This window comes from Polaromonas sp. P3_B1 (genome assembly GCF_056402935.1).
Genome location: NZ_JBFUGK010000021.1, coordinates 61,367 through 80,059, shown reverse-complemented (window position 1 = coordinate 80,059; position 18,693 = coordinate 61,367). Strand labels below are relative to the sequence as shown.

Below are 18,693 nucleotides of genomic sequence, written 5' to 3'. Positions count from 1 at the left end.
GGCCTAGCGCAGCTCGCGCGTGTTCACCAGGCCCTTCATGAAGTCCTGGCAGCGTGCCAGCTGCTCCAGGCTCACGAATTCGTCGGGCTGGTGCGCCTGGGTGATGCTGCCGGGCCCGCACACCACGGTGGGAATGCCCGCGCCCTTGAAGATGCCGGCTTCGGTGCCGAAGGCCACCAGCGTGGTGTCCCGCGTGCCGGCCAGGCGCTGCGCGAGCCGGGTCACGTCGTCGCCGGCCGAGCCGAGGAAGGCCGGCACCTCACAAATCGTCTCAAAGCTGAAGCCCGCATCGGGCGCGACTTTTTGCATCGCCGGCTGCGCGCGCTCCGCATAGGCCAGAATCTCTTTTTGCATCGCATGCGCGTCTGCCGTGGGCAGGTTGCGGAATTCATAACGGAACTCGGCGTCGCGCGGCACCACGTTGTCGGCGATGCCGCCGTGGAACTGCCCGACGCTGGCGGTGCTGAAAGGCACATCGAAGCCCTCGTAGCGCGGCTCGCTGGCTTCAAAACCCTCGGCCATGTCGCGCAGCTTGCCGACCACGCGCGCCGCCATCTCGATGGCGTTGACCGACTGCGGCGTGAGCGAGGAATGCGCCTCCTTGCCGCGCACGCAGCATTTGTAGCGGTACACGCCCTTGTGCGCGGTAGCCGGCACCATGTTGGTCGGCTCACCGACGATGCAGGCCAGCGGGGCGATACCCGCGTCCTTCATGTCGGCGATCAGTTCACGCACGCCCAGGCAACCGACTTCCTCGTCGTAGCTCAGCGCCAGGTGCACCGCAAAGGGCGCCTGGCTGTTCAGGAAGTCCCCGGCGTGGGCCAGGGCCATGCCGATAAAGCCCTTCATGTCGCAGCTGCCGCGACCGTAGAGCCGGCCGCCTTCGATGGCGGCCGACAGCGGGTCCAGCGTCCAGGCCTGGCCGTCCCAGGGCACGGTGTCGGTGTGGCCCGACAGGATGATGCCGGCCGGCTTGCCTTCGCCCAGCGTGGCGAACAGGTTGGCCTTGGTTTTGCCGGCGTTGGTGGTGATGCGGCTGGCAACGCCCAGCCGGGCGAGTTCGTCGCGCACGAAGTGGATCAGCTCCAGGTTGCTGTTGTCGCTGACCGTGTTCATGCGCACCAGGGCCTGGATCAATTCCAGGGCGCGGGGCGAGACGGCAGGGGCCGCGGGCATGGTGACGGGGGAAGAAAGGGGGGAAGATGCGAGAGCCATGGCCCCATTTTGGCCGTATTCGGGAATCCGCAGCGCTCAGTTATGCTTGAAGCCCGCTTCCCCAGGGGGTGTTCGCGCCCTTTTCGATGTCCTCTTCGTCTTCTTCATCCTCTTCGTCTTTTTCCTTGCAGGCTCTGGTCAGGCTCATGCGGCCGCATCAGTGGGTGAAGAACGTTTTTGTGTTCGCGGGCCTGGTGTTCAGCCAGAACTGGCAGGACATGGCGCTGGACTGGCGCGTCTTCCACGCCTTTGCCGCGTTCTGCTGCCTCTCCAGCATGGTCTACATCATCAATGACTGGCATGACCGCGCCAGCGACGCGCTGCACCCCACAAAGCGCCTGCGGCCCCTGGCCAGCGGTGCGGTGGCCGTGCCCGTGGCGCTGGTGCTGGCGTGCCTGCTGCTGGTGGCGGGCTTGCTGCTGGCGGCGGGCAACCGTATCCTGCTGGGCCTGCTGGCGGCCTATGTGCTGCTCAATCTCGCCTATTCGTGGCGGCTCAAGCAGGTGCCGGTGGTCGACGTGTCCATCATCGCCTCGGGTTTCATGCTGCGCATTCTGGCCGGCACCGTGGCCGTCGGCATCCCGCCCTCGCGCTGGCTGCTGCTGACCGGCATTTTTGTGGCCCTGTTCCTCGGCTTTGCCAAACGCAAGGCCGAAAGCTTTCACGAAGAGGCCAGCCAGCGCGCGGTGATGGCCCACTACCCGTCGGCCCTGCTGGATACCTTCATGGCCGTGACCATGACCGCCACGCTGACCACCTACAGCCTGTTCGCCACCAGCCCCGAGGCGCAACTGCAGCACGGCGAGCGCCTGCTCTACACCGTGCCGGTGGTGATTTTCGGCATGCTGCGCTACACCTACCAGGTGCACCGCGGCCATGGTGAAGACGTGGCGCGCGACATGCTGCGCGATCCCTGGATACTGGGGGCCGGCGCGCTCTGGCTGGCCATTTTCCTGAGCCGCTGGCTGTGAAGCCCGCGCCCGCTTCCTCCGCGCCGGTTGCGGCGGGCCTTCCCTTCAAGCGCCTGCTGCTGGTGCTGGGCGTGGTGGCCACGGCCTATGCGGCCGCGCTGCTGGTCTGGGGCGACAGCCCCAAAGCCTCGCTGGCCCTGCTGTGGTCGTGGACGGGCGCGCAGGCCGCGGGCCTGTGCCTGCTCAACTACCTGCTGCGCGGCTTGCGCTGGCGGCTCTGGATGGCGCATTACGGCCGTCATTTCGGACTGGTGCAGGGCATGCGCCTGTACCTGTCGGGCTATGCCTTCACCCCCACGCCCGGCAATGTCGGCGAAGCGGCGCGCGGCTTGATGCTGGCGCGCCAGCCGTTGGGCGCCGGGCAAAGCCTGGCCATCTTCGGGGCCGAACGGCTGGCCGATCTGCTGTGCCTGCTGCTGCTGTGCCTGCCGGCCGCTGGCTGGGTGCTGCGGCATCCTGCCGTGCAGGCCGTATCCACGCTGTTGGGTGTGCTGCTGGCGATCGCGGCGCTGGTGTTGCTCGCCGTGCTGGGCCTGCTTTTCAAACACCGCGCCCGGCTTTTTGAACGCCTGCCCTGGCTGCGGGAGGCCTGGCATTGCCTGGCGCTGCGCCCCTGGCTCTGGCTGGGGCTGACGCTTGCGGCCTGGGCGGCGCAGGGCGTTGCGGTCTGGTTGATCTGCCGCGGCATGGGCGTTCCGCTGGAGTTGCTGACGGCCACGGGCTTTTACGCCGTGGCCATGGTGGCTGGTGCTTTGTCCGCCTTGCCTGCCGGCCTGGGCGGCACCGAAGCCGTACTGACGGGCCTGCTGGTGGCCCACGGCGCCGCGCCCGCCGCGGCGCTGGCCATTACCGTGCTGGCGCGGCTGCTCACGCTGTGGCTGGCCGTGGCCATTGGCGTGCTGGCCTTGCTTTATAGTGCGGCCATCCGCAGGGAAATCAGCTTTCGCTAGCCTGCCCCAAGCGCTATTTTTGCCCGCGGCCGCCTTGCCGCCGGCGCCGTCCCCTTTCGAGCCTTCATGTCCCAGAACCACGATCCTGCTGCTTTCCCCGTCACGCTGAGCCGCTGGCTGTTAGGGGCCGGCTTGCTCTCGCTGCTGCTGCGCTTATGGATTTCCGCGAGCTTCCCCGTCACCGGCGACGAAGCCTTTTTCTACTGGTGGGGGGTGTACCCCGACTGGGGCTATTCAGACCACCCGCCCATGGTGGGCTGGCTGATCGCACTGATGCGCGCCACGCTGGGCGACAGCCTCTGGTCCATACGCCTGCCCATCGTGCTGCTGCCGCTGGCGCTGGGCGCGGCGCTGTGGTGGGCGCTCAAAGGCGTCGACAGGGTGCGCGCCGCCTGGGCCGTGCTGTTTTTCTGGCTGGCGCCGCTGAACTGGCTCAACACCCTGATCACCACCGACACGCCGCTGATCTTCTGGTCGGTGCTGTCGGTCGCCGCGCTGATGCGCGCCGAGCGCCGCACGCAGCTGGACCGCGCCGCCTGGGGCCTGTATGCGCTGTCCGGCGTGTTCCTCGGCTGCGCTTTTCTCTCAAAGTATTTCTCGGTGGTGCTGGGCTTCAGCTACCTCGTCTACTTTGTGCTGTACCGCCGCGAGCGCCTGGCCGGTTTTGCCTTGCTGGTGCTGTGCGCCCTGCCCGGCCCGGCGATCAACATCGCCTACAACATGTCGCATGGCTGGTCCAACATCATGTTCAACGTCTACAACCGCAATGAGGATGCGACGTTTGAATGGCGCAAGCCGCTGACTTACATCGGCATGATGGTCTACCTCATCACGCCGCCCGCATTGTGGATGGCCGTGCGTTACCGCCGGGCGCTGCTGGCGGCCGCAAGATCGCAGCGCCTGCTGGCCTGCCTGGTGGTGGTGCCGCTGCTGTTCTTCGCGCTGCTGTCGGCCAAAAAAATCATCGGCCTGCACTGGGTGCTGTCGTTTTACCCCTTTGGCTTTGCCTTCCTGGCCTTTGCCCTGCCGGCTGACAAACTCAGGGCCTGCGCCAGGGGGCTGGCCGTGTTCGCCGGCCTGCATGTGCTGGTGGTCGCGGGGCTGTACATGACCACGCTGGACACCTGGCGCTCAACACCGCCTTTGTCCAAGCTCTATCCCCAGATCGTTCGCAGCTACAAGACCGCCGAGATGCTCAAGCAGGTCACGGCGCCCGGCGTGGTGCTGATGGGTGAGGCCTACACACCGGCATCCATCTTCGGGTTTGAGCGCCGCCAGTACATGCCGGTCTTCGGCGTCGGCAAGTTCCACGCGCGCCAGGACGACATGCTGGTTGATTTTTCGCTCTACCAGGGCAAGACGATCCGCATCATCCTCGCCGACAAGCCGCGGCTGGAAGAATTCGCGCCCTACTTCGCCTCGGTGCGCGTGCTGAACTTCGAGCAAAGCGGCGTGCCGTTTTACGCCGTCGAAGGCACGGGCTTCAATTACCAGGCGTATCGCGAAGGCGTGCTGGGCACGGTGTTCAAGCGCTATTTCAATATTCCCGGCTGGCTGCCCATGACAGGCTGCCCGTTCTGTGAACGCTACTGCGGCCAGGTGCGATGCCCGAGGTAAGCGCCCCCGAGGCAGGCCCTGCCGTCGCCGCCTTTGACTTCGACGGCACGCTGACCCGGCGCGACACCTTCACGGTCTTTCTCGCGCGCGGCCTGGGCTGGCCTCGCTTTATGTGGGCCCTGCTGCGCTGCTCACCCTGGCTGGCCGGCTATGCGCTGCGCCTGGTGCCCAACCACGTCGCCAAAAGCAAACTCATGCAGGCCACGCTGGCCGGCCGCAGCCTTGCCGAGATGGAAGACTGGACCGCGCAATGGCTGGCCAAGGACTTCCCCGGCCAACTGCGCGAAGACGCGATGGCCCGCCTGGCCTGGCACCGCGAAGCCGGGCACTGCTGCGTCATGGTGAGCGCTTCGCCCGACATCTACCTGAAGAAGGTCGCGCAACAACTGGGCTTTGATGCGCTGCTCTGCACGGAAATGGAAGTGGCGGGCGAAGCTCAGGCTCGCCACCTCACGGGGCGCATGCGAACGCCCAACTGCCATGGTGAGCAAAAAGTCATCCGGCTGCGGGAGTGGGCGACTGAGCGGTTCGGCCCCCCCGGGCTGGAAGGGGTGACTTTGTATGCCTACGGCGATACGTCCGGCGACAAGCCTATGTTGAGCTTGGCCCGATACGCCTGGTATCGGGGGGCACCCTGGAGCGGGTGATGCAATCGCTTAAAAAACTCAGCTCAAATCAGCGATCAGATCGATGTACTGCTGCATCGCATCGTCCTGCGACGTGCCCTTGAGGCTGTTCCAGGCATCCCACTTGGCGCGCGCGACCATGTCGCCGAAGCCTGGCTTCTTGTCGTTGTTGTCGCCGCTGCTGCCTTGCTTGTAGAGCGCGTAAATCTTCAGCAGCGTGGCGTTGTCAGGACGCTCGCTGAGATTTTTCGAATCGGCCATGGCTTTGTCGAAGGCGGCTTTCAGGTCTGACATAAGGGGATCTCCGTTTTTAGAAGTGGGTCACCAATGAGGTGCTTGGGGTAACTGCCCGGTATCTTAGCGAGGCCGTTCCCATCAAAATAGGGAACTTACCCCATCCGGGATGGATTCTCAGAAGTTTTGCATCGGGAGTGCTCATGGTTACACGCGTTACCGCCCAGGCCGCCGGCCGGAAAGTGGCAAAGAACGTCCAGAAGAACGTCAAGCGGGCTGTCTCGGGAACCCTGGGTATTTCAGGGGAGCGCATGAGCAAGGTCGACACGGCCTGGCTGCGCATGGACAACGATGCCAACCTCATGATGATCGTGGGCGTATGGCAGCTGGCGCCCGGCGTCAAGCACGCGGCGGTCTGCGAACGTATTGAAAACAGCCTGCTCAAGTACGACCGCTTCAAGCAGCGTGTGATGGAAGACGCGGCCGGCGCCACCTGGGTGATGGACCGCAACTTCGACCTGGCCCACCATGTGGTGGCCGAGAAGCTGCCCAAATCGGCCAACCAGGAACAGGCCCTGCAGGATCGCGTGGCCGAGCTGGCCACCGAGCGCCTGGACCCCAAACGCCCCCTGTGGCAGATCCACCTGGTCGAGGACTACACCGGGCCCGACGGCGTCAAGGGCAGCGCGATGATCGTGCGCATCCACCACTGCATCGCCGACGGCATCGCACTGATTTCGGTGACCATGTCGCTGGTCGACGGCGGCGCACCGCCGCCCGAGCGGCGCAAGAAGGCCGCCGCCGCGGGCCCGGAGGACTGGATCACCGACACCCTGCTCAAGCCCTTCACCGACATCACGGTCAAGGCGCTGGGCGCCGTGGGCGAAGGCGCGGCGCGCTCGCTGGGCATGCTGGGCGATCCGAAAAAAGGCATGGAGCAAGGCGTGAGCGGCTCCTTCGACATGGCCAAGGTGCTGTTCCAGCTGCTGTCCGATTCAGCCGCACTGGCCCTGATGCCCGACGATTCGAAAACCCGGCTCAAGGGCAAGCCCGGCGGCGCCAAAAAAGTGGCCTGGTGCCAGCCCATCCCGCTGGACGAGGTCAAGGCTGTGGGCAAGGCGCTCAACTGCTCGATCAACGACGTGCTGCTCAGCTGCGTGGCCGGCGCCCTGGGCGAGTACCTCAAAACCTTTGGCGACGACGTGGCGGGGCAGGAGATACGCGCCATGGTGCCGGTGAACCTGCGGCCGCTGGACCAGGCGCACAAGCTGGGCAACCGCTTCGGCCTGGTGCCGCTGGTGCTGCCCATAGGCATCGACAACCCGATCGAGCGCGTCTACGAAGTGCGCCGCCGCATGGCCGCGCTCAAAGGCAGCTACCAGCCCTTGCTGGCCTTCAGCCTGCTGGCGGTGGCGGGCCTGTTGATCAAGCCGGCGCAGGACATGATGCTCAACCTCTTTGCCAAGAAGACCACGGCGGTCATGACCAATGTGCCGGGCCCGCGCGAGAAGCTCAAGTTCTGCGGCTCCACGCTGGAGCAAAGCATGTTCTGGGTGCCGCAGTCGGGCGACATGGGCCTGGGTGTGTCCATCCTGAGCTACGGCGGCGGCGTGCAGTTCGGCGTGATCACCGACAGCACGCTGTGCCCGGAGCCGCAGCGCATCATCGACGAGTTTGTGCCGGAGTTCGCGAAACTCTCTATCGTGACCCTGATGCTGCCCTGGGGAGAGTGAGCGCCATGCACAGGCCCCTGGCCCTCACCCCCTGCCCTCTCCCAGAGGGAGAGGGAGCAAGAGGGTTTACCTCATGCACAAAGGTGAAGGCGTAAAAAAATCTTGTTCCCTCTCCCTCTGGGAGAGGGTTAGGGTGAGGGCCGGCGGCGTACGAAATAGCAAGGTCTGTGCGTAGCCAGAACAGCGCCCCCGGCTTTTGTCAACGGACCTGCCGCCGCCGCTTCAGGACGCGAAGCGGCGTGAAGCGATTTCGAGCAAGCCGTCAAAAATCAGGCTGTCCACCAGCTCGAATTTGACCGACATGCTGGGCGCCATCTTCCAGCCCGCGCCGCCGGTCATGATGCATTCGGGCGTTTCGCCGCAGTGGCGGGTGATGTTTTCCACCATGCGCTGGACGGCACCGGCAATCGCGAAGGTGCCGCCGCTGGTCAGCGCGTCGCTGGTGTTGGTGGGGAAGTCGCGCACGTCGCCGGTGGGCACATGCAGACCGGCCGTGCCGGATTCGAGCGCGCGCAGCATGATGCCGTGGCCCGGCAGGATGATGCCGCCCAGGAATTTTCCGGACGCATCGATAGCCTCGACGGTGACAGCGGTGCCCACCATGACGACCACGCAGGGCTTGTGCACGCCGCGCGCCAGCAGGCGATGCCGCGCCCCAATGATGGCGACCCAGCGGTCGGCGCCCAGGCGGGCCGGATGTTCATAGCCGTTGCTCACGCCCGCCTCTTGCGGGCTTGAAACCACCCAGCGCGGCGCCACGTCCCAGAGCTCCATCTGCTCGGCCACGCGCCGTTTGATGGCGTCACCGGCGACGATGCAGCCCAGGATGCGCGAAGGCACGGGCAGGCCGTTCCATTCTTCTTCCGCGAGTCTGTCGATGTTTTCCAGGAACACCGCCCCCTGTGCCATCAGCTTGGCGCCGGCCGCGGGCGCCTCGTACTGGGCCCATTTCAGGCGGGTGTTACCCACATCAAGCGCTAGGAAGGTCATTTGGCGGATTATGAACAGGTTTGGCGCCGGCCCGCGCCTGCCCGCCTAAAGGTTTTCCAGTAGAGCTTTGCGGAGAATGCAGGGTCAAATCAAACCAAACCAGCAGGCGCGCTGGATGGCGGCCAGCTTGTTGTCGACCCTGAGCTTGGTCATGGCATTGGAGAGGTGGAAGTTCACGGTGCGCTCGCTGCAGGCCAGCAGTTCGCCGCTCTCGCGGGCCGTCATGCCCTGGAAGGCCAGGCTCAGGCACTCGAGTTCACGCGGGCTGAGCGGGCTGCGCGCCTCGGCCAGCGCGCGCTTGAGCAGCGGCCAGATGTTGAGCGCCGACCAGGCCAGCAGGGCCGCCTCGCTGCGGTCGTGCCACTGGCGCGGGCTGAAGAGGTAGCACTCGAAGGCGCGGCCCACGGTGAGCGGAAAGGCGATGCGGACCACGCTCTGGTAGCCGTGGGCCAGCCAGAGCCGGCGCCAGCGGCCCAGGCTCTCGAAGGCCGATTTGGAGATATCCTGCCAGGCAACCAGCGGCGCGTCGGAGTCGCGCCAGGGTGCGCCGAAGTCGCGGCTCTCGGCCAGGGCCTCGGCAGCTTCCAGCAGGCGCGGAGGGTGTATGGCCAGCACCAGCCGGTCCTCCTGGCCCGCAAAAGGGTCGGGGCCCAGCACCATGAGGGCTTCGACCGAGAATTCGCGCAGGGCGCACAGCCAGTCGCTGATGACGCCATCGAGGCTCACGCTGTCAAAGTTGGCAGGTAATAGCATTAGCTTGACGGAAAAAGAACCGGGACAATACAGTCACATGTCAAATGCATCATCAGTCTGGTTCCCTGTTGTGCTGGAGAGATTCTTAAAGTGAGGAGCGCCCGCTTCCATGCGTGGCTGGCGCAGCGCCCCCTGCTTCATTGGCTGCGCGAGGAGCTGGTACTCGCCCCGCTGGAACCCATTTTGCATCCATCGCCGCGGCGCCTGTGGTGGCTGGGACTTTCTTTTTTTTCGGGCAACGCCCTGTTCGCCTGGATCTGGTCGGCATGGCTGCCGCAGCCCTACGAGAACCTGCCCCTGCGCGTGGTGGCCAGCCTGCTGGGCTACAGCCTGATGACGCGCCGCGTCAACCACGACCCGAGCAGCCGCCTGGCGCAGCGGGTGTTCGGCCTGGTGTTCTGGCTGGAGCTGCCGGTGATGTTCAGCTGGATGTACCTGTGCAACAGCGGCAGCACGGTGTGGCTGGCCACCATGGCGGCCATGGTGCTGATCTATTACCACGTGACCGACTGGCGCCTGGCCACGCTGGGCACCATCACGGGCGGCCTGCTGGCCTTTGCCGCCTTCCTGGCGGTGGGGCCGGCCGTGCCGCTGCTGCCGCCGGAGCAGCGCGCCGTTCACGCCGTGGTGATCGCCTTCGCCTGGTCGATCGCCCTGGTGCTCAACCTGTCTTCGGCCAACCTGCGGCGCGAGCAGCTCTCCAGCACGCTGACCACCATCGGCATCATGGCGCATGAGCTTCGCACGCCGCTGTCGACGGCCGCACTGCTGGGCGACGCGATCCAGCTGGAGGTGCAGCGCCAGCCCGACAACCCGCGCGGGCAGCAGCTGGACAAACTCGCGCTGCGCCTGCACGCCCTGGTGCGCAACATGAACCACCAGATCGACACGCAGATCGCCAACGCCAAGCTGCTGCAGCTGCCGCGCTACACCGAGCGGGTCTGGGCCAGCAAGGTGGTGCAGGAGGTGGTGGTGGCCTATCCCTACCAGTCCAGCCGCCAGCGCGAGTGCGTCAAGGTGGTGGTTCATGAGGACTTCAGTTTCCGTTCCTCGGCCACCCAGTTCTCCCAGGTGCTGGACAACCTGATCAAGAACGCCCTGCACTCCCTGATGGCGGCCGACTCGAAATACCCCGCCGGCGCGCTGCGCATCGAGGTGGCGCAGGCTCGGCAGCGCGGCCGCATCATCGTGGCGGACGAAGGCATGGGCATAGACCCCGCCTTGCTGCCGCAGATTTTTAAACCTTTTTTCTCCAGCAACCGCGGCACCGGCCACGGGCTGGGTTTGGCGTTTTGCCAGCAAGTGGTACAAAGTGCAGGCGGCAACATTCATGTGAAATCCGAGTTTGCCGTGGGCGCCGTTTTTACCATCGAGCTGCCCATTGCGGCCTGATGCCGCCGGATTGGCCTCGAATGGCCCGTTACCTGTTAGCCTGTTAGAGACCGTGTATGACCGCTTTTGACAACCATTCATAAAACGAGAACCATGTCCTTTGCACTTTACCGCCGGCCGGGAGGCGTGGTCTTTCTGGACGACGACCCGGACTACCTCGAAATGCTGGCCGAGGTCATGCCGCTGGACTGGTATGTGCGCCTGTTCCTGCGACCAGTGGCCTGCATCGACCTGTTGCTGAAAGAACCGGCTCGCTGGGAAGCCGACGCCTGGCGTCAGCAGGAGATCATCAATCGCTGGCGCGAAGGCTCGGCCTTGATCCCGCAAATCCTGGAGTACTGGCGCGAAGACGGCACGGCGCGTTTTGCCCTCACGCAGGTCTGCGTGGTCGACTATTCGATGCCGGCGATGAGCGGCCTGCGGGTGCTCAGCGAGCTGACGGGCTGGTCCGGCGCGCGGGTGCTGCTGACCGGCCGCGCCGACGAGCAGCTTGCCGTGTCGGCCTTCAACCGCGGGCTGATCGAGCAGTTCATTCCCAAGCAGTCCCCCGAAATCCGCTTGCGCCTGACCGACGCCATCCAGGCACTGCTGCGCCAGCCCGACGGCCGGCACCAGCAGACCTGGCGCGCCACGCTGTCGCGCGAGCAGCACGCCCTGCTGTGCGAACCCACGATTGCGCAAGAACTGGAAAACCTGGCGCTGCGCCAGGGCTGGATAGAGCATGTGGTCATAGGCGCGCCTTTCGGCGTGCTGGCCCTGGACCGCAAAGGCAGCGCCAGCTGGCTGCAGCTGGAGCCGGCGGGCAACCTGCGCGAGCTCGCGGAGATCGCCGAGTCCCAGGGCTGGGATGCGGCCACCGTGGCCGACGTCGCCGCGGGCAAAAAACTCATAGACCTGGAACTGCAGCTGGCACTGGGCGCCGGCCAGAAGCCGCAGCCGCGCCAGGCTTTCGCGATCGCTTCGGGCGCGGCCGTGCTGCACGCCGCGCTGTTCAGCGTCGGCGAGACCTTCAGCCCGGGCTTCATGACCAGCCACGAGCGTTTTATCGCCACCTCGGGCGAGCGCCAGCTGCAGGACTAGCCTGCGCGCCATCCGGCTGCGCACTCATGCCTCGGCCTGGCCGGCGCGGGCGCGTCGCGCAATCGGCCAGTCCCAGGGCTTGACGATGGGCGCGATCTCCCGCGCCACGGCTTCCACGTGGTCCAGCTCTGAATCCATGAGGCCGGCGTTCAAGGTCATGCGCATCATGGCGCGCTTGGCGCTGGTGGCCGGCGCGCAGAACATCGACGAAAACACATTGCGCTCCTCCAGCCGGTCGCGCAGCACCATGGTGTCGCTTTCCGAGCCCACTTCCAGCGCGATGATCTGCTGGCTGCCCTGGTGGATGGGGTAGCCGAGTTCGCTCAGCGATGCGCGCAGCCGGCGTGTGTTCGCATGCAGGCGCTTGCGCGCGTCGTCGCTGTCCTTGATCAGTTCCAGGGTGGCGGCCAGGCCGGCGATCTCATGCGGCAGCAGGCTGGAGCTGAAGATGTTGGGAAAACTCGAACACAGGATGTAGTAGCGCATGTGGGCCGGCGCGGTGAAAAAGCCCGCGCGGCCCGCGAAGGCCTTGGCCAGGCTGGCGGTGATGAAATGCACCCGGTCCGTCAGGCCCAGCTCGGCGCACAGGCCCGCCCCCTTGGGGCCGTGCGTGCCCAGGGAATGCGACTCGTCGACCAGGATCATGCAGCCGCCGGCCTCGGCCACGTCCACCATCTCCACCAGCGGGCAAAGGGCCCCGGTGGTGCTGTAAACCGAGTCCACCACCACGATGCCCGGGCCGTTGCGGGCGATCATGCGGGCCAGGTGGGCCGGGTCGTTGTGGCGGAACGCGAAGGCCGGCGCGCGCGCCGCGTGGGCGCCTTCCCACAGCGAGGCGTGGGCCAGCGTGTCCAGGTAGATGGGCGTCTGCGCGTCGGCAATCGCCTGCAGCAGACCGACGTTGGCCGAGAAGCCCGACTGGCAGATGAAGCCGTCGTCCTTGCCGACCCAGGCGGCCAGCGCCGTTTCCAGCGCGTGCGTGGGGTGCTGGTTCAGGTGAAAAACGCCGGACTGCACCACGAACTCCTGCGCCTTGCGCAGGGACTCGACCTGGGCGTGCACGATCTGCGGGTGCCCCGTGATACTCAGGTAGTCGTTGCCGTCCAGGCGTATGGCGTTGGAGTCGGGCGTGCGCCCGTGGAGCATGAACTTGCCGCCCCATTGCTGGTCCCAGCGCGGCTTGAAGTCGCGCGCGATACGCTGGCTCAGTTGGGCCCCCAGGGCGGGATTGATGGGCGCCTTGACGGCGGAGGGAATTTCGCGTTCGAGTACTTGCATGGGGAGCTCCGTTAGAAAGAGGAACCCCCATTGAATGCGCACAAACAAATTGATACGGGTTATCCCCTGTCAGAACTGACAGGGGTCGCGCTAATACACCAATTTTCAGCGTACGCGATGTGAACTATTCACTTCATTTTTTCAAAGCCCCTACGCCATTGCCTTATATGCCGAGGTTACAAAAGGTACGAGCCGCCCTGTTGCAGCCAGGCCATTTTGGGTATTTTTTACCCCTTTTCACCCCTGCTTCCACGGCAGTCCTTGCAAACGCCAGCCGCCCTTGCGCCCGCGCTGTCCGTGCTCATCCGCGTCACCCTCAAAGCCCTCAAGAATGTTGTAGGCCTCAAGACCCAGCTCCGCCGCGCGTTTGGCGGCCGCCACCGAACGCACACCGCTGCGGCACAGCAGCACGGCTTTCTTGCCGGCGGGCACGGCCGCCTTCAGCCCCTCGTCAAAGCCCGCATTCATCGCCATGCCCGGCCATTGCTTCCAGGCCAGCGGCACGGCGCCGGGCACATAGCCCACCCATTCGCGCTCGGCGTCGGTGCGCACATCCACCAGCACGGCTTCGCCCGACTGCACCCATTGCAGCGCCAGGCGCGCGGGAATGTCTCCCGCGTAGCCGGCGGCGGGCCGGACCTGGAGCGGGGAATCGGTGTTCGATGCGGTGGGGCTTGTCATGTCGTGGCCTGTCTATAAGAAAGGGAAAGGGAACGCAATTGGCTAAACGAAATGTGAACGGGAAGTGGCGTGAAGCCGCCGGCGCCTTCCCTGCTGCAGCCAAGTTTATTCCGATGCCGTGAACTGTGCGCGGCATGCACAATCACGGCGACAAGCCCGCCATCGCGAGGCACTGGAGACATCGATGCCGACCAAGCGCACAGACCCGCCTCTTTTCCCCGACACCGCCGCCGGCAAGGCTGACCTCAAAGCCCTGGCCAAAATGCTGGCCCGCTGGCAGCCGCCGCAGACCAGCATGGACGGCCTGCCGCCCTCCGGCAAAAAAGCCGGCAAGCCCTGGGCGCTGGCCGACCTGGACCCGGCCGCCAAGCCTTTCTCCAGCGGCGACAAGCAGAACGACAAGGCCCTGGTCGACACCCTCGCATCGGAGCTCGACGAACTGCAGAACCTGTTCTACGCCGACAAGCGCTTCAAGCTGCTGGTCATCCTGCAAGGCACCGACACCGCCGGCAAGGACGGCACGCTTCGCGGCGTGTTCGGCCGCATCAGCCCGCTGGGCGTGCACACCGTGAGCTGGCGGGCGCCCAACGAAGCGGAACGCGCGCACGACTACCTGTGGCGCATCCACCAGCAGGTGCCCGCGGCCGGTGAAATCACCCTCTTCAACCGCAGCCACTATGAAGACGTGCTGGTGCCGCCCGTCAAGGGCTGGATCACGCCGGCGCAGACGGCCCAGCGCTACCGCCATATCAACGACTTCGAGCGCCTGCTCGCGCAGACCGGCACCGTGGTCCTCAAGTTCATGCTGCACATCAGCCGCGAAGAGCAGCGCGAACGCCTGCAGGCGCGGCTGGACGACCCGACGAAACAGTGGAAATTCAACCCGGACGACCTGGAGGCGCGCAAGCAGTGGAAGCAGTACCAGCAGGCTTACGAGGATCTGCTGCGCGCCACCAGCACGCCCTGGGCGCCGTGGACGGTGGTGCCCGCCGACTCCAAGACCCACCGCAACCTGATGATCGCGACCGTGGTGCGGGCAACGCTGGTGCAGTTGGGCCTGCGCTTTCCGCCCGGCGACGCCGCACTGAAAGGACTCAAAGTGCCCTGACATATCCATCGCTGCGAAACGAAAGCGTTACGCGATTCCCACCCGGTCTGCAAAAACAGTTTCACCCATATCGCAGGTAATCAAAGGGGACATCGCGGCCTGCGTTGGTGGAAACCCTCTTTGTAAGCCTTGGGCAAGGCTCAATGATGCGTGTTCTTAGTTTTCTTATGTTTTCCCACAACAGGAGACAGACATGACCGAGAGCAAAAGCCCCCGCAGGCGCGGCCTGCTGAAAGGCGCCGCGATTGCCGCCGGCGCACTGTCAGCCCCCATGGTCGCCATGGCGCAGACAACATCCTTTCGCTTCCAGAGCACCTGGCCGGCCAAAGACATCTTCCACGAGTTCGCCAACGACTTCGCCAAGAAGGTCAATGACATGGCAGGCGGCCGCCTGAAGATCGAGGTGTTGCCCTCCGGCGCGGTGGTGCCGGCCTTTCAGTTGCTGGAGGCCGTGAACAAGGGCACGCTGGACGGCGGCCACGGCGTGGTGGCCTATCACTACGGCAAGAACTCGGCGCTGGCCTTGTGGGGCTCCGGCCCCGGCTACGGCATGGACTCCAACATGGTGCTGGCCTGGCACAACTATGGCGGCGGCAAGGCCCTGCTTGAGGAAATCTACAAGGCCATCAACATGGACGTGGTGTCTTACCTCTACGGCCCCATGACCACCCAGCCGCTGGGCTGGTTCAAGAAACCCATCGCCAAGGCCGACGACCTCAAAGGCCTAAAATACCGCACGGTGGGCCTGGCCGTGGACATGTTCACGCTGATGGGTGCCGCGGTGAATCCTTTGCCCGGCGGCGAAATCGTGCCGGCCCTGGACCGCGGCCTGATCGACGCGGCCGAGTTCAACAACGCCTCCTCCGACCGGGTCCTGGGTTTTCCGGACGTTGTGAAAAACTGCATGCTGCAGAGCTTTCACCAAAGCGGCGAGCAGTTCGAGATTCTGTTCAACAAGACCAAATACAACACCTTGCCGGCCGAACTCAAGTCCATCATCGACTATGCGGTGCAGGCGGCCAGCGCCGACATGAGCTGGAAGATGATAGACCGCAACTCCAGCGACTACATCGAGATGAAGAAGCAGGGGATCAAGTTCTACAAGACCTCGGACGCCGTGCTGCGCGCCCAGCTGGACGCCTGGGACAAGACCATTGCCAAAAAAGCCGGCGAGAACCCGCTGTTCCAGAAGGTGCTGGATTCGCAGAAGGCGTTCGCCCAGCGGGCCGTGTCCTGGCACAACGACTACTCCGTCGACTTCAAGATGGCCTACAACCATTATTTCTCCGGCAAGAAAGCCTGACCGCCGGCGCTCGAGTCTGAGCCTGAAGCACAGCAGCCATCCGGTTCCACCTGGATGGCTGCTTTTCTTTGTCATCGCACGCCACCGGAACCGCCATGAACGTTCAACGTCTCCTGCACACCGCCGACGCCATCAGCACCTGGGTGGGCAAGGCCTTTGCCTGGCTCATCGTGGTGCTGATGCTGCTGGTCTGCGCCGAGGTCTTCAAGCGCTATGCGCTCAACGCGCCGACGGCCTGGATCTTCGACGCCAACAACATGCTCTACGGCACGCTGTTCATGATGGGCGGCGCCTACACCCTGGCCCATGACGGCCATGTGCGCGGAGATTTCTTGTACGGCAGCATGAAGCCGCGCACCCAGGCCCTGCTGGACCTGGTGCTGTACTTCCTGTTCTTCCTGCCCGGCATCGCCGCACTGACCTGGGCCGGCTGGACTTACTTCAACGACTCATGGTCCATCCACGAGCAGACCTTCAACGCCGACCCGATTCCGCTGTACCCCTTCAAGTTCGTGATCCCGCTGGCCGGCGCCATCGTGCTGATGCAGGGGATCGCCGAGATGATCCGCTGCGTGGTCTGCCTCAGGACCGGCGCATGGACGCCCCGGCTCAGGGACGCCGAGGAGGCCGACGTGGTGGCCCAGCAGCTGGCCGGCAGCGAATTCGTCGACGAAGACGCAAAGCGGCTTGCCATCGAAAAATCCAAAGGGATGAAGGGGTAGATCATGAGCAATGCAGCACTCGGCATGACCATGCTCTGCCTGATCGTGGTCGTGATCATGCTGGGCTTTCCCACCGCCTTCACCCTGATGGGCCTGGGCATCATGTTCGGCTTCGTCGCGTTCTACGACCCGTCGGCGCACTGGCTGGACAACAAGATTTTCGACCTCATGGTGCAGCGCGCCTTCGGGGCCATGACCAATGAAACCCTGTTGTCGATCCCGCTGTTCGTGCTGATGGGGTATGTGATGGAGCGCGGCGCGCTGGTGGACAAGATGTTCCACAGCGTGCAGCTGGCTTTTCGCAGCGTACCCGGCTCGCTGGCCGTCACCACGCTGATCATCTGCACCTTCTGGGGCATCGCCAGCGGCCTGGTGGGTGCCGTGGTGGTGCTGATGGGCGTGATCGCCATGCGGCCCATGCTCAACGCCGGCTACGACACGCGGCTGGCGGCCGGCGTGATCACCGCCGGCGGCACGCTGGGCATTTTGATCCCGCCCTCGGTGATGATCATCGTCTACGCCGCCGTCGCCGGCCAATCGGTGGTCAAGCTCTACGCGGCGGCCATGTTCCCCGGCTTCTTCCTGGCCTTGCTCTACCTCGTCTACATCATCGGCTGGGTGCTGATCAATCCGAAGATCGCGCCCAAGCTACCGCCCGAGCAGCAACAGGTGCCGGTGCCGCCCTGGCTGCACGCCATCGGCAGCGCCTATTCGCGCCGCATGCTGCCCGCGCTGCTGGCCGCCACCGCCTCACCCGGCCGCGCCTTGAAAGCCGGCGTGGACGGCATGAAGATCACCCGCGGCCTGCTGGCGCGCAGCCTGGGCCTGGCGCTGGTGCCGCTGGCGCTGTCGGCCGTTACCCTGGGCGCCGTGTGGTGGTATGTGGTGATCCACTCCCAGGAAGACAACGTTGCCAGCGCCGCGGCGCAAGTCACCCAGCGGGCCCAGGCCCCCGCAGCGGCAGGCGCCGGCACCGGCCTGCAGGAGGCCCCCGGCGCCGAGGCGGTCCAGGCGCCGCCGTCCGCCGGCGGCGTGCAGGAACCGCCGGCCGAAACCAGCGGCTTGCAGGAGCTGTCGGCCCCACCCGGCGCCGTCGGGGAGCCGGCCGCCGGCCCCGCCAAGGACGAGCCCATGCAGCAGTTCGGCGACCCGGCGGCCGAAGGGCCGCGCACTGCCGCCGTTCCCGAGGCGTTCTTCACCGGCTTCTGGATCGCCTGCGCCGTCACCCTGCTGCTGCTGGCCTGGTACTACTGGAAGTTCGACGCGGAGCAGTTCGAGATCCTGCGCCTGCTGGTGTCTTCCGTCATGCCGCTGGCCATCCTGACCTTCGTCGTGCTGGCGGTGATCCTGTTCGGCATCACAACGGCCACCGAATCCGCGGCGGTCGGCGCGGCGGGCGCCTTCCTGATGGCCTGGCACGCCAAGACCCTGAACTTCCAGCGCATCAAGGAAGCGGTCTTCCTGACCGCCAAAACCACCTCCATGGTGTGCTGGCTGTTTGTCGGCTCGGCGCTGTTTTCGGCCGTGTTCGCCTTGCTGGGCGGGCAGGCCGTGATCGAAAGATGGGTGCTGTCGATGGAACTCACGCCGCTGCAGTTCCTGCTGGTGTCGCAGGCCATCATCTTCATCCTCGGCTGGCCGCTCGAGTGGACCGAGATCATCGTGATCTTCGTGCCCATCTTCCTGCCGCTGCTGCAGCATTTCCAGATCGATCCCATTCTGTGGGGCGTGCTGGTTTTCGTGAACCTGCAGGCGGCCTTCCTGTCGCCGCCGGTCGCGATGAGCGCCTTCTACCTCAAAGGCGTTTCACCGCCGCACGTGACCCTGAACCAGATCTTCGCCGGCATGATGCCCTACATGCTGATCGTGATCCTGTGCATGGTCTTCATGTATGTCTGGCCGGGCATGACGCTCTGGTTGCCGAAGTTCCTGTACGGCGGCGGCTGACCGGCCGCCCCCCTTCGAACCCCCAACCCCAAGGCGGGTGCTTGAACAGCCCCGGCTTACGGAGTAAGATTGACGTTTACGTAAACGTCAATT

At 65.2% G+C, this 18,693-nt stretch carries 17 protein-coding genes; 11 read left to right on the top strand and 6 right to left on the bottom strand.

The genetic code is table 11. The features are described from left to right. Positions 1–3: 3 nt before the first annotated feature. Positions 4–1,215 (bottom strand): acetylornithine deacetylase, encoded by a 1,212-nt coding sequence (argE, locus tag AC1DXS_RS13920; RefSeq protein WP_477738074.1) that lies wholly within the window; start codon positions 1,213–1,215, stop codon positions 4–6. Positions 1,216–1,379: 164 nt separating this feature from the next. Between argE and AC1DXS_RS13915 the strand changes: the two genes are divergently transcribed. The 4 genes from AC1DXS_RS13915 (at position 1,380) to AC1DXS_RS13900 (ending at position 5,400) form a co-directional block, all read left to right on the top strand. Continuing rightward, positions 1,380–2,186, top strand: a complete 807-nt coding sequence (locus AC1DXS_RS13915; RefSeq protein WP_477738073.1) for a UbiA prenyltransferase family protein — start codon at positions 1,380–1,382, stop codon at positions 2,184–2,186. Beyond that, positions 2,183–3,136, top strand: coding sequence for a lysylphosphatidylglycerol synthase transmembrane domain-containing protein (locus tag AC1DXS_RS13910; RefSeq protein ID WP_477738072.1), 954 nt, complete (start codon positions 2,183–2,185; stop codon positions 3,134–3,136). Before AC1DXS_RS13915 ends, AC1DXS_RS13910 begins: the two co-directional genes overlap by 4 nt. Before the next feature lie 66 nt (positions 3,137–3,202). Beyond that, a complete protein-coding gene (locus AC1DXS_RS13905) occupies positions 3,203–4,753 on the top strand; it encodes an ArnT family glycosyltransferase (RefSeq protein WP_477738071.1) in 1,551 nt (516 codons plus the stop codon). Continuing rightward, positions 4,741–5,400, top strand: coding sequence for an HAD-IB family hydrolase (locus AC1DXS_RS13900; RefSeq protein WP_477738070.1), 660 nt, complete (start codon positions 4,741–4,743; stop codon positions 5,398–5,400). Before AC1DXS_RS13905 ends, AC1DXS_RS13900 begins: the two co-directional genes overlap by 13 nt. 18 nt (positions 5,401–5,418) lie before the next feature. Here the strand turns inward: AC1DXS_RS13900 and AC1DXS_RS13895 are convergent, their stop codons facing one another. After that, positions 5,419–5,673, bottom strand: coding sequence for an acyl-CoA-binding protein (locus AC1DXS_RS13895; protein ID WP_007862560.1), 255 nt, complete (start codon positions 5,671–5,673; stop codon positions 5,419–5,421). 143 nt (positions 5,674–5,816) lie between these two features. On the opposite strand from AC1DXS_RS13895, the gene AC1DXS_RS13890 reads away from it, so the two are divergent. Then, positions 5,817–7,346, top strand: coding sequence for a wax ester/triacylglycerol synthase family O-acyltransferase (locus AC1DXS_RS13890; protein WP_477738069.1), 1,530 nt, complete (start codon positions 5,817–5,819; stop codon positions 7,344–7,346). A 222-nt stretch (positions 7,347–7,568) separates the two neighbouring features. Here the strand turns inward: AC1DXS_RS13890 and AC1DXS_RS13885 are convergent, their stop codons facing one another. Together AC1DXS_RS13885 and AC1DXS_RS13880 are read right to left on the bottom strand one after the other, a co-directional pair. Next, positions 7,569–8,336 carry a type III pantothenate kinase gene (locus tag AC1DXS_RS13885; RefSeq protein WP_477738068.1) on the bottom strand — a complete coding sequence of 256 codons (768 nt, stop codon included), beginning with the start codon at positions 8,334–8,336 and terminating at the stop codon, positions 7,569–7,571. An 84-nt stretch (positions 8,337–8,420) separates the two neighbouring features. Then, a complete protein-coding gene (locus AC1DXS_RS13880) occupies positions 8,421–9,089 on the bottom strand; it encodes a helix-turn-helix transcriptional regulator (protein ID WP_074575918.1) in 669 nt (222 codons plus the stop codon). A gap of 90 nt (positions 9,090–9,179) precedes the next feature. On the opposite strand from AC1DXS_RS13880, the gene AC1DXS_RS13875 reads away from it, so the two are divergent. Both AC1DXS_RS13875 and AC1DXS_RS13870 read left to right on the top strand, forming a co-directional pair. Further along, positions 9,180–10,481 carry a sensor histidine kinase gene (locus AC1DXS_RS13875; protein WP_477738067.1) on the top strand — a complete coding sequence of 434 codons (1,302 nt, stop codon included), beginning with the start codon at positions 9,180–9,182 and terminating at the stop codon, positions 10,479–10,481. 93 nt (positions 10,482–10,574) lie between these two features. Beyond that, complete coding sequence (locus tag AC1DXS_RS13870; RefSeq protein ID WP_477738066.1) at positions 10,575–11,561, top strand: response regulator; 987 nt, start codon at positions 10,575–10,577, stop codon at positions 11,559–11,561. Between the two features lie 24 nt (positions 11,562–11,585). Here the strand turns inward: AC1DXS_RS13870 and cqsA are convergent, their stop codons facing one another. Together cqsA and AC1DXS_RS13860 are read right to left on the bottom strand one after the other, a co-directional pair. Next, the gene (cqsA, locus tag AC1DXS_RS13865; protein ID WP_477738065.1) at positions 11,586–12,839 is read right to left on the bottom strand and encodes an alpha-hydroxyketone-type quorum-sensing autoinducer synthase; all 1,254 of its coding nucleotides are present in this window, start codon (positions 12,837–12,839) and stop codon (positions 11,586–11,588) included. A gap of 237 nt (positions 12,840–13,076) precedes the next feature. After that, positions 13,077–13,520, bottom strand: a complete 444-nt coding sequence (locus AC1DXS_RS13860; protein WP_477738064.1) for a rhodanese-like domain-containing protein — start codon at positions 13,518–13,520, stop codon at positions 13,077–13,079. Between the two features lie 184 nt (positions 13,521–13,704). On the opposite strand from AC1DXS_RS13860, the gene AC1DXS_RS13855 reads away from it, so the two are divergent. The 4 genes from AC1DXS_RS13855 (at position 13,705) to AC1DXS_RS13840 (ending at position 18,600) form a co-directional block, all read left to right on the top strand. After that, the gene (locus AC1DXS_RS13855) at positions 13,705–14,628 is read left to right on the top strand and encodes a PPK2 family polyphosphate kinase (protein ID WP_477738063.1); all 924 of its coding nucleotides are present in this window, start codon (positions 13,705–13,707) and stop codon (positions 14,626–14,628) included. Positions 14,629–14,821: 193 nt separating this feature from the next. Continuing rightward, positions 14,822–15,931 carry a TRAP transporter substrate-binding protein gene (locus AC1DXS_RS13850; protein WP_477738062.1) on the top strand — a complete coding sequence of 370 codons (1,110 nt, stop codon included), beginning with the start codon at positions 14,822–14,824 and terminating at the stop codon, positions 15,929–15,931. Between the two features lie 95 nt (positions 15,932–16,026). Further along, positions 16,027–16,653: a TRAP transporter small permease subunit gene (locus tag AC1DXS_RS13845; RefSeq protein ID WP_477738061.1), complete on the top strand. Its 627-nt coding sequence runs from the start codon at positions 16,027–16,029 to the stop codon at positions 16,651–16,653. A 3-nt stretch (positions 16,654–16,656) separates the two neighbouring features. Next, a complete protein-coding gene (locus tag AC1DXS_RS13840) occupies positions 16,657–18,600 on the top strand; it encodes a TRAP transporter large permease (protein ID WP_477738060.1) in 1,944 nt (647 codons plus the stop codon). Positions 18,601–18,693 lie beyond the last annotated feature (93 nt).

Excerpts from the sequence above, each read along its gene's own strand:
- argE (WP_477738074.1), bottom strand. The coding sequence starts at position 1,215 with ATGGCTCTCGCATCTTCCCCCCTTTCTTCCCCCGTCACCATGCCCGCG.
- AC1DXS_RS13905 (WP_477738071.1), top strand. The coding sequence starts at position 3,203 with ATGTCCCAGAACCACGATCCTGCTGCTTTCCCCGTCACGCTGAGCCGC.
- AC1DXS_RS13900 (WP_477738070.1), top strand. The coding sequence starts at position 4,741 with ATGCCCGAGGTAAGCGCCCCCGAGGCAGGCCCTGCCGTCGCCGCCTTT.
- AC1DXS_RS13895 (WP_007862560.1), bottom strand. The coding sequence starts at position 5,673 with ATGTCAGACCTGAAAGCCGCCTTCGACAAAGCCATGGCCGATTCGAAA.
- AC1DXS_RS13890 (WP_477738069.1), top strand. The coding sequence starts at position 5,817 with ATGGTTACACGCGTTACCGCCCAGGCCGCCGGCCGGAAAGTGGCAAAG.
- AC1DXS_RS13885 (WP_477738068.1), bottom strand. The coding sequence starts at position 8,336 with ATGACCTTCCTAGCGCTTGATGTGGGTAACACCCGCCTGAAATGGGCC.
- AC1DXS_RS13880 (WP_074575918.1), bottom strand. The coding sequence starts at position 9,089 with ATGCTATTACCTGCCAACTTTGACAGCGTGAGCCTCGATGGCGTCATC.
- AC1DXS_RS13870 (WP_477738066.1), top strand. The coding sequence starts at position 10,575 with ATGTCCTTTGCACTTTACCGCCGGCCGGGAGGCGTGGTCTTTCTGGAC.
- cqsA (WP_477738065.1), bottom strand. The coding sequence starts at position 12,839 with ATGCAAGTACTCGAACGCGAAATTCCCTCCGCCGTCAAGGCGCCCATC.
- AC1DXS_RS13860 (WP_477738064.1), bottom strand. The coding sequence starts at position 13,520 with ATGACAAGCCCCACCGCATCGAACACCGATTCCCCGCTCCAGGTCCGG.
- AC1DXS_RS13855 (WP_477738063.1), top strand. The coding sequence starts at position 13,705 with ATGCCGACCAAGCGCACAGACCCGCCTCTTTTCCCCGACACCGCCGCC.
- AC1DXS_RS13850 (WP_477738062.1), top strand. The coding sequence starts at position 14,822 with ATGACCGAGAGCAAAAGCCCCCGCAGGCGCGGCCTGCTGAAAGGCGCC.
- AC1DXS_RS13845 (WP_477738061.1), top strand. The coding sequence starts at position 16,027 with ATGAACGTTCAACGTCTCCTGCACACCGCCGACGCCATCAGCACCTGG.
- AC1DXS_RS13840 (WP_477738060.1), top strand. The coding sequence starts at position 16,657 with ATGAGCAATGCAGCACTCGGCATGACCATGCTCTGCCTGATCGTGGTC.